Origin of the sequence: Granulicella sp. L46 (genome assembly GCF_009765785.1) — a bacterium.
GTDB lineage: Bacteria > Acidobacteriota > Terriglobia > Terriglobales > Acidobacteriaceae > Granulicella.
In genome coordinates this window covers 105,955-118,461 of the sequence record NZ_LMUT01000005.1, presented here as the reverse complement: position 1 = coordinate 118,461, position 12,507 = coordinate 105,955, and the positions used below count along the sequence as shown (strand labels likewise).

At 60.4% G+C, this 12,507-nt stretch carries 15 protein-coding genes; 8 read left to right on the top strand and 7 right to left on the bottom strand.

Annotation, left to right across the window (positions count from 1 at the left end):
* Window positions 1-37 precede the first annotated feature (37 nt).
* The 3 genes from GSQ80_RS04645 to GSQ80_RS04635 all read left to right on the top strand — a co-directional run bounded on the left by GSQ80_RS04645 (window position 38) and on the right by GSQ80_RS04635 (window position 2,519).
* Window positions 38-763, top strand: a complete 726-nt coding sequence (locus GSQ80_RS04645) for a hypothetical protein (RefSeq protein ID WP_254059441.1) — start codon at window positions 38-40, stop codon at window positions 761-763.
* A gap of 128 nt (window positions 764-891) precedes the next feature.
* Complete coding sequence (locus tag GSQ80_RS04640; RefSeq protein WP_158786344.1) at window positions 892-1,575, top strand: hypothetical protein; 684 nt, start codon at window positions 892-894, stop codon at window positions 1,573-1,575.
* A gap of 326 nt (window positions 1,576-1,901) precedes the next feature.
* A complete protein-coding gene (locus tag GSQ80_RS04635) occupies window positions 1,902-2,519 on the top strand; it encodes a shikimate kinase (RefSeq protein WP_158786343.1) in 618 nt (205 codons plus the stop codon).
* Window positions 2,520-2,547: 28 nt separating this feature from the next.
* Here GSQ80_RS04635 and GSQ80_RS04630 read toward each other — a convergent pair whose 3' ends face one another.
* Both GSQ80_RS04630 and GSQ80_RS04625 read right to left on the bottom strand, forming a co-directional pair.
* Window positions 2,548-2,745: a hypothetical protein gene (locus GSQ80_RS04630; RefSeq protein ID WP_158786342.1), complete on the bottom strand. Its 198-nt coding sequence runs from the start codon at window positions 2,743-2,745 to the stop codon at window positions 2,548-2,550.
* 14 nt (window positions 2,746-2,759) lie between these two features.
* On the bottom strand, window positions 2,760-4,133 hold the full coding sequence (locus GSQ80_RS04625) for an amidohydrolase family protein (RefSeq protein WP_158786341.1): 1,374 nt from the start codon (window positions 4,131-4,133) through the stop codon (window positions 2,760-2,762).
* A gap of 195 nt (window positions 4,134-4,328) precedes the next feature.
* Between GSQ80_RS04625 and GSQ80_RS04620 the strand changes: the two genes are divergently transcribed.
* The 5 genes from GSQ80_RS04620 to GSQ80_RS04600 all read left to right on the top strand — a co-directional run bounded on the left by GSQ80_RS04620 (window position 4,329) and on the right by GSQ80_RS04600 (window position 8,575).
* On the top strand, window positions 4,329-5,108 hold the full coding sequence (locus tag GSQ80_RS04620; protein WP_158786340.1) for a glutaminyl-peptide cyclotransferase: 780 nt from the start codon (window positions 4,329-4,331) through the stop codon (window positions 5,106-5,108).
* Between the two features lie 92 nt (window positions 5,109-5,200).
* On the top strand, window positions 5,201-6,463 hold the full coding sequence (locus tag GSQ80_RS04615) for an AI-2E family transporter (protein ID WP_254059440.1): 1,263 nt from the start codon (window positions 5,201-5,203) through the stop codon (window positions 6,461-6,463).
* A gap of 189 nt (window positions 6,464-6,652) precedes the next feature.
* Complete coding sequence (locus tag GSQ80_RS04610; protein WP_158786339.1) at window positions 6,653-7,336, top strand: RNA polymerase sigma factor; 684 nt, start codon at window positions 6,653-6,655, stop codon at window positions 7,334-7,336.
* The gene (locus GSQ80_RS04605) at window positions 7,333-7,962 is read left to right on the top strand and encodes a hypothetical protein (protein ID WP_158786338.1); all 630 of its coding nucleotides are present in this window, start codon (window positions 7,333-7,335) and stop codon (window positions 7,960-7,962) included. The genes GSQ80_RS04610 and GSQ80_RS04605 overlap by 4 nt, the downstream gene beginning before the upstream one ends.
* Before the next feature lie 19 nt (window positions 7,963-7,981).
* Window positions 7,982-8,575 carry a Spy/CpxP family protein refolding chaperone gene (locus GSQ80_RS04600; protein ID WP_158786337.1) on the top strand — a complete coding sequence of 198 codons (594 nt, stop codon included), beginning with the start codon at window positions 7,982-7,984 and terminating at the stop codon, window positions 8,573-8,575.
* Window positions 8,576-9,298: 723 nt separating this feature from the next.
* Here the strand turns inward: GSQ80_RS04600 and GSQ80_RS04595 are convergent.
* From GSQ80_RS04595 to GSQ80_RS04575, 5 genes are all read right to left on the bottom strand, one after another.
* Window positions 9,299-10,366, bottom strand: coding sequence for an aldose epimerase family protein (locus GSQ80_RS04595; RefSeq protein WP_158786336.1), 1,068 nt, complete (start codon window positions 10,364-10,366; stop codon window positions 9,299-9,301).
* A 34-nt stretch (window positions 10,367-10,400) separates the two neighbouring features.
* The gene (locus GSQ80_RS04590; protein WP_256369870.1) at window positions 10,401-11,249 is read right to left on the bottom strand and encodes a class I SAM-dependent methyltransferase; all 849 of its coding nucleotides are present in this window, start codon (window positions 11,247-11,249) and stop codon (window positions 10,401-10,403) included.
* A 169-nt stretch (window positions 11,250-11,418) separates the two neighbouring features.
* On the bottom strand, window positions 11,419-11,691 hold the full coding sequence (locus GSQ80_RS04585) for a hypothetical protein (protein WP_158786335.1): 273 nt from the start codon (window positions 11,689-11,691) through the stop codon (window positions 11,419-11,421).
* A 170-nt stretch (window positions 11,692-11,861) separates the two neighbouring features.
* A complete protein-coding gene (locus tag GSQ80_RS04580; RefSeq protein ID WP_158786334.1) occupies window positions 11,862-12,311 on the bottom strand; it encodes a zinc ribbon domain-containing protein in 450 nt (149 codons plus the stop codon).
* Window positions 12,308-12,507: hypothetical protein (locus GSQ80_RS04575; RefSeq protein ID WP_158786333.1), on the bottom strand; the 200-nt coding region annotated here is incomplete at its 5' end. The genes GSQ80_RS04575 and GSQ80_RS04580, both read right to left, overlap by 4 nt.

Sequence of the window (12,507 nt, the reverse complement as noted above, 5' to 3'; positions counted from 1 at the left end):
AAACCTGCAGCTATCCAATTTTCTAACGAGGAAAAATATGAAGACTCATCTGACATCCACGGTTTCGGCAGTCGTCCTTTCAGCCATCGCTTCCGGTCTGGTATTTGCTGTCCCCGTAGCCTACGCACAAAATCCAGAATTGATGGCGAAAGTGCAGGCAGTCAAACAAGCTGCTGCGGCAAACAAACAGGCCCTCGCTCGCTACACCTGGCAGGAGCAACAAGTGATCAGCCTGAAGGGCGAGGTTAAGAAGACGGTAAGCTACCAGGTCAGTCTCGGCCCCGATGGACAGCAGCAGAAGATTGAATTAGGTTCAACCTCCGCACCCCCTCCCTCGGGTGGAAGATTGAAGCAGAGGATTGTCGCAAAGAAGACCGGTGAGTTTCAGCAGTACGGCCAGGACGTCGCCGGGCTCGTAAAGCAATATGCACCGCCAGACCCGCAGCTATTGCAGCGGGCTTACGCGACGGGCAATATTTCGATTCAACTAGGCGGAGCCCCCGGCACAATTACTCTGGTGATCAGGAATTACATCAAACCGGGAGACTCAATGACTCTCGTATTCGATCAGGCGTCGAAGTCGATTCTGTCGCTGCAGGTCGCCACTTATCTAACCGCGCCGACCGATACTGTCACCCTCGCCGTGCAATTTTCCAAGCTGCCGGTTGGAGTCAACTATGTTTCCAGCGTACTGGTCAACGGGGTCAGCAAACAGATGACAGTTGCGATCAAGAACTTCAATTATCAACTCTCGCAGATGTGAGACTAACGAAGGCCACTCCCCGCAAAACGGTGTTTTCGGCAACACAGCGCGGCCTCTCAACACTGCCGGCATATGCTAAAGTTCGACCCGTGATTTACCATAGGACGCTCTAAGAGGAGACCTTCCGAATGCCCGAGGCTGGAGGTTCTAACATCGAAATCGCTCACCACCTAAGCGAGCGCAAAGAACCATCACAGTCCGTGGGGCACGAAATATTGGAGATCGTCGAGGCCTTAATCCTCGCCATAGTCGCTATTACCACTGCCTGGAGTGGTTATCAGGCAGCGCTTTGGACCGGGCATCAGTCAGAGCTCTATGGCCAGGCAAGCAAACTGCGGGTTCAAGCCGAGGGAGCTGCCACCTACGCGAATCAGGAGCGTTTGTATAACTCTTCGACCGTGGTTGAGTGGCTGAAAGCGGAAGCGCACGGCGACAAGAAACTCGCCGATCTTTTTGAACGGCGTTTGCTTCCTGAATTTCGTCCCTCCTTTGAAGCTTGGAAGAACACTGACCCCATCAACAACCCAAATGCTCCGCCAGGTCCTCAGTCGATGACGGCATACCGAAGCTCCAAGACGGAAGAAGCTGCCAAATTGAATGACCAAGCTACGGAAGTATTCGAGCAAGGCACTCGAGACCGACAGCTCTCCGACCAGTACGTGCGAGTAACCGTGACGCTGGCAACGGTGCTCCTGTTGATGGCAATCAGTCAGCGTTTCAAAACTCGCGGTGTCCGATTAGCACTACTCGTAGTCGCTACTCTTCTACTCTGCATTCCGGTTTTCCATATCCTGACGCTGCCCCGCGCATAGAACCTTCGTCCGGGCTCGGGAAGAAAATCTATAGGCCGCATAGGCCCCCACACTACTGTCAAGAGTTACAGCCTGCGTTGCACGCAGAATTGCTTCTTGCCATTAGCTCCTCATCGCGCTACCATCAATCTCGATGAACCTGCGCCCCACCACCGGCCGATTTAGCTATTGCTACTGGTATCCCCAGCGGCCCGGCGGCCTTGTGCGCTTCTCTGATCACCCCTAACGAGAACCCAAGCCATCCACCGAGCCGCAGCCCACAAGGTCTGCGGTTTTTCTTTTGCCCCAACAAACTTTGCTTCACCGAACCACCAACGGAGACGACAATGAGTACAGCCACCCTTATCGAACCAACCCAGGCCATGCCCACCAAACCCAAACCCGCCACGAACCATTCCATCCCCAAACGCGACACCCTCGATCGCATCATCCTCACCGGCTTCATGGGCTCCGGAAAAACCACCGCCGGCGCTCTCCTCGCCGAGCGCCTCGGCTGGCGCTTCCTCGATCTCGACCGCGAGATCGAAACTCGCCACCAACGCACCGTCCCCCAGATCTTCGCCGAGAATGGCGAAGCCCACTTCCGCCACCTCGAATCCTCCACGCTAGCCTCTCTGCTAGGCGAGCGCCGCCTCGTCCTCGCCCTCGGCGGCGGAGCCCCCGAAGAGCTCGGCAACCGCCTGCTCCTCGAGCAGACACCCCACACCGCCGTCGTCTACCTCTGCGCCAACTTCGACACCCTCGTCGCCCGCTGCGCCGTCCAGGCAACCGACCCCTCTGCCACCGCCCGCCCCAACCTCGCCGACCTCAACCTCGCCGAGCGCCGCTTCCGCCTCCGCCGCCCCCACTACGAGCGCATCGCCGCCCACACCATCCACACCACAGACCTCTCCCTCGACCAAACCGTCGAAGCCGTCCTCGCCGCCATCAAAAGCCCCCGCTAACCCCGGGGGCTTTCAACATCGTTGCCGTTTACCAGCCGGGCTTCGCTGTTGCTTTTCTTTCGGTCATTCCCTCTGGGAATCCGCTTCTTCTTTTGCCTCTGCCGTTGCCATTCTTCGACAATTTCCAACGGAAATTGTCATTCCGAGCGAAACGAGGAACCTGCTGTCTCCCGTTCTTGTCCTTGCTTTTCTTTCTGTCATTCTCCTGGCGAATCTGCTTCTCCATCGCCACCCGCACCTCTATCGCGGCCCCTCCGCGTTCACAATGTTCTTGTAAATGACACCGTCTTTCATAATCACCACGAAGTTCTTCCCAGGATCTTCGATCAACTTAATATCCGCCACCGGATCGCCATCCACCAGCAGCAGATCCGCCAACGCTCCCTCTTCCACCACGCCCAGTTTTCCCGGATAAGGATTGCGTGGCCCCGACAGCGCCAACAGCTCAGCATTGTCCGCCGTCGCCATCTTCAATACCTCCGACGGCGTGTACCAGCGCACCAGCGTGGTCAATTGCGCGCCCTGCCGCGTTGCAAGCTTTGCGTCAAACAGCGTGTCCGTCCCCCACGCTGTCTTAATCTTGTATTTCTTCGCTAACTTGTAAGCCGTGTCGATCCCCGCTCTCATCTGCAGCCTCTTCGCCTGGTTCGCCGGGTTCGGCAAAACAGCGCTCTCATCATCGGCATCGAGGAACGGCTGCAGACTCCACCAAATCCCCTTCTCTGCCATCAGCTTCGCACTCGCATCATCCGCGAGCTGTCCATGATCGATGCACCTCACTCCCGCCGCAATCGCCGTCTGAATCGCTTTCGGCGTATACGCATGCACCGTCACGTACGTGCCCCAGTTGTCCGCCGCCAGCACCGCCGCATGAATCTCCGGCTCCGTGTACTGCGCCACGTCGAGCGGATCGTACACAGACGTTACCCCGCCGCCCGCCATCAGCTTAACCTGCGAAGCTCCCTTCATCAGCTGTTCGCGCGAGCGCAGCAGCACCTCATCAGGACCATCCGCAATCGCAGCCACTCCTATCACTTCCGCGTGGCTCAACGGTCCTCCAATCACCCGCGGAATCTCATAAGGCATCCGGAAATCACCATGCCCGCTGGTCTGCGAAATGAACGCCCCCGATGGATAAATGCGAGGCCCCGGCAACAGCCCCTGGTCGATCGCCATCTTCAGCCCAAACGACGGCCCACCCAGATCGCGAATACTGGTAAACCCACGCATCAACGTGTCCGTCGCCGCCTTGCCCGCCACCAGCGTGATGTATCCAATGTCCGCAGTCATCGCCACGGACATCGGAATCTCCTGCATCATGATGTGCGTATGTGCATCGATCATCCCCGGCATCAACGTCCTCCCGCCGCCCTCGATGATCTTCGTAGTCGCCATCCGGTCCGTCGGAATCGGAGACGTCGTAATCCGCTCAATCAAGTTGCCCCGAACCAGCACATTCGTAGGCGCAGTAAGTTCTCCCGCCCTGTTCAACACACGCACATTATTAAACAGCGTCACCGAGCCAGGTCTTCCCCCCGGCCCTTGCGCGCACACTTGATATCCGAAAGCACCCCAAAAAATAAAGACGAGAAGCCGACAAATCCTAGTATTCATGTTGACCTCGATGAGCTATACCGGCGTTGGACCGCAGCATCCCATACTCAGCTAAATAAGAAGGAGACCCTTCACACACTCGAAAATGTTCGTAAACAACAAAGCACTGCGAGTCACTTCCTGACGGCGATTAAACTCGACGATCATCTATTGCGCAATCAGTAATTCTTACCCCTCTGCGATATCCTCACCTTCATGCGCCGCGCCATCCTCCTCGCCCTCACCTTGCTCTTCGCCCTCCCCTCCGCGCCGGCCCAAACCTCGCCCACCCCCGTCTACAGCTACAAAGTTGTCGCCACCTTCCCCCACTCCACCTCCTCCTACACCGAAGGCTTCTTCTACCTCAACGGCCTCTTCTACGAAGGCACCGGCATCAAGGGCCACTCCCAAATCCTGGTCACCGACCCCGCCACCGGCCGCATCACCCAGCACATCGACCTCGCCCCGCAATACTTCGGCGAAGGCATCGTCGACTGGGGCTCCAACCTCTACGAGTGGACCTGGCAAACCAACGCAGGCTTCGTCTACAACCGCGCCACCCTCGACAAGCTCGCCAACTTTACCTACACCGGCGAAGGCTGGGGCATGACTCACGACGGCACCCACATCATCACCTCCGACGGCACCGCCACCCTCCGCTTCCGCGATCCCAAAGACTTCCACGAAGTCCGCAACATCACCGTCACCGACCAGGGCTCACCCGTCACCCTCCTCAACGAGCTCGAGTACATCCACGGAGAGATCTACGCCAACGTCTGGCACACCAACCGCATCGCCCGCATCAATCCCCGCGACGGCCATGTCATCGCCTGGATCGACCTCACCGGCCTCCTCTCCCCCATGCTCCATCTCGACGACGAAGCCGTCCTCAACGGCATCGCCTACGACGCCCAGCACGACCGCCTCTTCGTCACCGGCAAAGAGTGGCCCACCATCTTCCAGATCAAACTCATCCCTCCTGCACCCAACAAGTAACCACACCCACTAAATAACAGTAGCCAGCCAAGTTGCGCACCCTTGCATCCAAGTGAGAGCATCCGTTACAACCGCATCCGCCCAACCAAGGAGTGTGCCCGCTGTCGCTGCAGCCCTACAACTCCAATCCCGCTGACGATCACGCGACGCAAGTCTCCACCGTGCGCGGCTACATCCTCTTCGCCTTTGGGATCGCTCTCTGCCTCGCGCTAGCCTGGCGCCTTCGCCAGGTTCTTGAGATCGTTTACGTCAGCGCGCTCTTCGCCGTCGTCCTCGGCCCCATCGTGCAGCGCATCATGTGCCTGCGCATCCGCAAATACTCGCCCTCGCGTCCGGTCGCGATCGTTGCCCTCGTCTTCTCCGTCTTCGCCGCTCTTACCGTCTTCCTCTATGTAGCCCTTCCCCCCGTAGCCAAAGACATCCAGCACTTTGCTACTGACCTTCCCCCACGCATCCCCAGCCTCATTGCCAAACTCAAACATCTGCCCATGGCAGACAAATTCGGCGTCGACTCTCTCGCCGCAAAAAGTGAAGCCGCCCTCGCAGCCACCGCGCAATACATCTTCGCTACCGCTCCGCTCTGGCTCGGCCACTTCCTCGACCTCATCACCGCCTTCATCCTCTGCATCTACTTCATGCTCGAAGGCGACGCTGTCTACTACTACCTCCTCTCCTTCGTCCCCGACGGTTCTCGCGACCGCCTCGCCAAAACCCTCGTCATCGGCGAAGCGCGCATGAGCAGCTGGCTCATCGGTCAACTCGCCCTCATGCTCATCCTCGGCGTTTGCAGCACCATCGTCTTCGGCCTCCTGCATGTAAAATATTTCGTTCTCCTCGGCGTACTCATGGGTTTGCTCAACATCATTCCCATCGCCGGCGGTCTCATCACCATCGTGCTCGCAGCCTGCGTAGCCGCGACCGATTCCTGGACCAAGATGGCTGGCGTCCTCATCTTCTACGTCATCTATATCCAAATAGAAAACGGCTTCCTCACCCCCCGCATCATGCGCAGCCGCGTCAACCTCCTCGGTCTCTCGGTCATCGTCGCCCTGCTCGTAGGTTCAGACCTCGCTGGCATCGTCGGAGCTCTCGTCGCCATCCCCACCGCCGCCCTTATCGCCGTCATCATCGACGAGTACTTCGTTCAGCAGGACGCCGCCGAAGCCGCTCAGGCCGCCGCCCAGGCCGCCGCCGTCGCCTACACCGAATCCAAGGAGGCCGCCGCCGTCGCCTACACCGAATCCAAGGAGGCCGCCGCCGCCGCCCACGCCGCCGAAGCCTCGGCAGCCTCCGCAGCCGAGTCCGCCGCCCACGCCGCCGAATCCGCCCAAGCCTCTGACAAAGCATCCCATTAGCCCCCTCCCCACCACCACCCGCCGTCATCCTGAGCGAAGTGAAGGACCCCCGTATTTCGAGTCGCGCAGCGGCTCCCGCGAGCGCGGCGAGCCAATCGTCCAGAAGACGAACCCCCACCCTGAAACTTCCCCCCGAATTCCCTCATCTTTTATGTAACCTGAAGGAGAGGCCCGCACGTCTCCAACCATATGCAGTTAGCTCTCGACGCATCCATCGCCAACGTCCCCGCCACCGAGCGCACCGCCTCGGAGCTGGACGACATGGACACCCTGGTCCGCACCCACAGGCCACGGCTGCTGCGCTTTGTTGCCTTCTCCGTCGGCGACGCTGACCTCGCCGAATCCATCACCCAGGATTGCTTCCTCAAGGCCTACAACGCCCGCGAACGTTTCCGCGGCGACTGCTCCGTCAGTACCTGGCTCACCAGCATCGCCGTCAATCTCATTCGCGATCAGCAGCGCCTGCAGAAGTTCCGCTTCTGGCGCCAGGCCCGCGCCACCGCCATCGACATCACCGACGCCGCCAACTTCCTCCCCAGCCCCGAGAGCTCCCCCGAGTCCCGTCTCCTGGTCAAAGAAAAGGCCGCCCAGGTCTACGCCGCCCTCCAGAACCTCTCGCCCAACCAGCGCACCGTCTTCCTCATGCGTTTCTCTGAAGACCTCGAGCTCTCCGAGATCGCCGCCATCACCAACATCCCCGTCAACACCGTCAAGACTCATCTCCACCGCGCGCTCAAATCCGTGCGCGCCCAGGTTCGCGCCGCCCAGTCAGCCACACCCGACCAAGCCCGTAACCCCAAACCGCGCCGCCGAGCACGGAGTTCGCAACACACCGCATCACCTGAATCCCATCCTGCCGGAGAAACCCTATGAACAATCATCCGGACCAACTCGCCTTCATCGCCGCCGAGTCTTCCGCCGCGCGTCTCACGCACCACCTGACGCCGGACCAGATTGACGACCTCCTCATCGGCGACCTCGCCGCCACCCCTGCCGCGCACCTCGCCGCCTGCACTCTCTGCGCCGAGCGCGTTGCTGCTGCCCGCTCGCCCATCGCCAGCTTCCAGCAAGTCTCCACCGCCTGGAGCGAGCGCCGCTCCGCCACTCTACCCATCCCCATCCCCTCGCAACGCCCCAGTTGGCAGCGTCACACAGCCTGGGCGACCGCCACGCTCTCGATGGCCCTCGGCTTCGCCTTCATCAATGCCACCCACCAGTTCTCCGTCCTGAACACACCCCAGCCCGCGCCCGCTGCATCGGCCCAACCGGCTCCAATTCAGCAACCATCCGTCGCGCCCAAGGCTCCCGCGCTCACCGAGACCGCCAGCATCGCCCCTCCTCCGCGCGCCGCCCACTCCGCCGCCCAGGTCTCCGCCGACAATCAAATGCTTCATAACATCGACGCCTCTCTCGATCCCGCCACCGATTCACCCGCGGCCCTCGGCCTCCAATCCCCGACCGCACCCAATCCCGGGCCCCCGGCTTCGATCCAGGACTAATTCAGACTGCTGAGGACGCTTGACCCTTAACCTCACATCTCGACGCATCGTCGCCGGGCGCTTTGCCCTGCTGGTAGCTGCGCCGTTGTGTCTGTTCGTGACCCTCGCTTCAACCCCCGCCCTGGCCCAGCACGGAGGCGGCGGCCATCCCATGGGAACCGGCAATCCCGGCGGCATGATGGGCGAGCGCGGCATGCACGCCCCCGCACCCGGCAACCCCGGCCGCTTCGAACACCCCAGGTTCGACTCCCACGGTCAACCCCGCATGGGCCTGCAGTTAGGCCTCAACGGTCGCTGGTGGGACGATCACGGCACCGTCAAAAAGCTCAACCTCTCCTCCGATCAGCAGCACCGCATGGACAACATCTTCGAGACCAACTGGCCCACCATCACCAACCTCTACACCAACCTCCAGCGCGAACAGATCGGCCTCGCCAGCCTCTCCCGCACCGATCTTCAAGACGAAACCAAAGTCTTCGCCGCCATCGACCGCGTCTCCCAGGCCCGCAGCGACCTCGAAAAGGAATACGCCCACACCTTTCTCCAGATCCGCCAGCAACTAGACCCCCAACAGCTAGACACCCTGGACCGCCAGATAGCCAGCTCCCACTAATCCAACCTCTTCGCCCACCAACACCGCCGTCATCTCGACCGAAGTCGCAACGCAGCGAAGACGCAGTGGAGAGATCCCTGCATTCCGCCTTTGCCTTTGCTCCTGCCGTTACTCTTGCCTTTGCTCCTGCCTTTGCTCCTGCCTTTGCTCTTGCCTTTCTGGCTGTCATTCCGAGCGCAGCGAGGAACCTGCTGTTGCTGTTGCGGTTGCAAGTTTCCCGCCGTCATCCTGAACGCAGTGAAGGACCACCGTATTTGTCGTTGCTGTTGCTGTTGTTCCTGTACTTGCACTTGCCTTTCTGGCTGTCATTCCGAGCGCAGCGAGGAACCCGCTGTCTCCCGTTCTTGGCAAACTCCTAACCCACCACTCCGTCATCTCGACCGAAGGCGGCACAGCCGCCGTAGCGGAGAGACCCCTGTATTCCGCTTTCGCCATTGCACTTGCCTTTCTGGCTGTCATTCCGAGCGCAGCGAGGAACCTGCTGTCTCCCGTTCTTCCCACCTACACCCCACCCACCAGCCGCCCTCATCCGCCGTTGCGCTTGCTCCTGAGATAGGTCCGGGCTTCAGCCCGGACAATATCCCAGCCCAAACCTCAGGGCTTTAGCCCCCGGAATCCTCTTCGCCCACCAACACCGCCGTCATCTCGACTGAAGCGCAGCGCAGCGGAGAGTCCCTGCATTCCGCCTTTGTCTTTGCCAGAAACAATCCGTCCGCGCCAACCCTACTCCACCCCAAACTCCCAAGTAGTCACGCTCGTATACTCCTCCCCCGCCTTCAACGTCGCGCTAGGGAAATTCCCGTGATTCGGCGCATCCGGAAACGCCTGCGTCTCCAAACAAAACCCACTCCGCTGCACATACGCCACGCCCGACTTCCCCACCAGCGTTCCATCCAAAAAATTCCCCGAATAAAACTGAATAGCCGGCTCCGTAGTCTCCACCACCAGCACCCGCCCCGACTTCGGCGCAACCACCTTCGCCGCCGGCCTCAACTCCCCAGCCTTCCCCCGCACCACCCAGTTATGGTCATACCCACGCCCAAACGTCAGCTGGTCGTTCGTCTCGCCAATCCGCGACCCAATGACCGTAGCCTTACGAAAATCAAACGGCGTCCCTTCCACCTTCGCAATCTCTCCTGTAGGAATCGCCGCCGCATCCGTCACCGGCGTATACGCATCCGCCTCCAGCGTCAGTTCCTCTCCCAGAATCGTCCCCGAAGCCTCTCCATCCAAATTGAAGTACGCATGATTCGTCAGGTTCACCACCGTCGTCTTATCGCTCTTCGCCGAGTAATCAATCCGCACCACACTCCCCTTCAGCGTGTACCGAACCCGCACCGTCAGCGCCCCCGGATACCCCTGATCGCCATCCGGACTCACCAGCGCAAACTCCACGCCATCGGCCACCACCTCGCCCTCCCAGTTCCGCTGATCAAACCCCTCCACCCCGCCATGCAGCATATTCTCGCCGTCATTAATCGTCGTCTGCACCGTCTTGCCCTCGAGCTCAAACCGCCCATTCGCAATCCGATTCGCATACCGTCCCGCAATCACCCCAAAGAACGCATTCGTGTTCTCCACGTAAGGCTTCAGCTCGCCATACCCCAACGTCACATCGCCCCAAACTCCATCGCGATCTTTCGTCTTCAACGCCACCACCCGCGCGCCATACGAGATCAGCTCCAACTCAACCTCAGCGCTCGTCAGCGTGTACTTCTGCACAACGCCGCCACCAGCCAGCGTCCCAAACATCTCAGTCTTTACCTGCGTTCCCGAATCGACGATTCCCATAGGTGTCCAGCATACAACCCACCCCGCATCCCTCTCACCGCCACGCACACACCATTCGCCCGCCCTTGCCTCCCAGGCTCAATCGATCCGTCCGATTCGCCAGATACCGGGCGTTGATCTCGTTCGTGTCCACATCCTCAATCTCCTGAAACGCAGCCAGCTCCGCCCCCATCTCTTCCGGTGTGAAGAAAAGCTGAAACGGTTCGCCAATACTCGCAACCCTCGCCGACAGCAGATCCCGGCCCTCTAGCTCTTCCTCCGGCAGCGCATGCCGCGGCAGCGCATAATCCATCACCACACCACTCCCCTCGGGAAATCCGCTGATCCAATCCAGCGTGCCCCGAAACGCAGGATGCGTCAGATACAGCACCACCCCCAGCCACGCAAACATCGTTGGCTTCGAGCCATCGAGGCCCCCAGCCTCCAGCTCCGCCGCCAGGCTCTGCCGCTCAAAGTCCACCGGCACATACTGCACGTCATCCACCTCCGGCAGACCACTCTCCGCCACCAGCCATCGCTTCCACGCCTGCGTCGCCGGATGGTCCACCTCGAACACCCTCACCCCGGCATGCGGATTGCGATGCGCAAACGTGTCCAGCCCCGCCCCCAGCAGCACATACTGCTCCGCCCCGCGTCTCACCGCCTCCGCCAGCTTGTCCTCGGCAAACCGGCTGCGCGACACCATCCACGCCCGCATTCCCAGCGACGATCGTTCGTTGAACGTCCCCGCCGCCTCATCCAGCTTTGCCCCATACGTCTTGCGCAGCAGCGGCACTGCTATCGGATCGTCCAGCACCCGCGGCTCTGCATCGTACAACTGATGCGTGGCTCTGCGGATCGCCACCCCCAACGCCGTCCTCGATGGCTTCCCTGCGTCCAGCACGCACCCCACTACCCAGTCTCGATCGCAACCCCGTCAATCACCTGGGCTCTTCCCGATTCTATAAAAGACTCTCCCCAATCGCGCGAAGCCTCACGCGATGGCCCGAAAGTGCGGCAGTGCGCCGCGCCGGAGCCCGCCGCTCCGGCTACCCCTACCCTGTACAAACTCTCTACAGCAGGTGCGACACCATGTCCTTGACAAACACCACAAGAATCACGGCCGTCAGCGCACCAATCGTCCATACCATGGTAACCAGAGCCGGTCGGATTCTCAGCAGCTTCCGCTGAATGTCGGTCTGTTGCTGAGACTCCATGCTGACCGCATCACTCAGAAAGATCTGGTCTTCTTCATACCGTGTCAGCGTTCCACGGTATCCAAGCAGCACCAGCAACGCGGCCCCAACAGCTCCCCACGCAATGACCAAAACACGTAGCATTTCCATACAACACCTCAAGACTCAGTATTGAGCCGTCCTGATACCGAGCAAGTCAGGTTCTTCCCGGGCTCGGGGGGTAGGAGAGGCGGTTCGACAGCATAATAGTCCCGTTCAACAACGATTGGCAGTGATTTCGCTCATTTTTTTCAGCCCAGAAGGCTAGCATCCTAACCTCCTCAAACTGCGGGCCCAGACTCCGCCCCGGAAGCCACCGGCGCCGGCGTTCCGCACCACGAGCAGAATCGCTGGTCCAGCGTCACAGGCTGCCCGCACTTCGGGCATCGTGGCGTCATCGGCTGCCGCAGCGCAAAGTACAGCAGGAACCCGAACAGGTGAGGAAACAGCGCCGCAATCAGCGTCCACAGCACCGGCCGCATCCCCCGCCGCTTCGCATCCGCATACACATACCCCAGGCAAAGCGTCCACGCCGCCATAAACGCGCCCATCACCAGCCCGCCGATCGCGCCAATCGCCACGCTTGCCACCGCCCCCATGTGGCAACTCCCGCTATCTCCCCAATGCGGAAACATCCAGCCAGCCACAATCCCCAACACCACAATCGCGCACATCCAAACCACCGCGGTAACCTTCACGCCCTTCGGCACCAACTCCATAAACTTCTTCATATCGTCCTTCCCTTCCCATTCCCTTTCGCCGACAACAACGGCAGCATCGGAAACAACACCAGCAACCCAAACGACGGCGCAATCCAAAGCGCCAACAACCCGTGATGCACCGCGCTCGACGGTAGCCCAAAGAACGCCGCAGCCCAGCGTCCAACCTGCAAATCCACAACCGTTCCCAGCACCGTCAATACCAGCG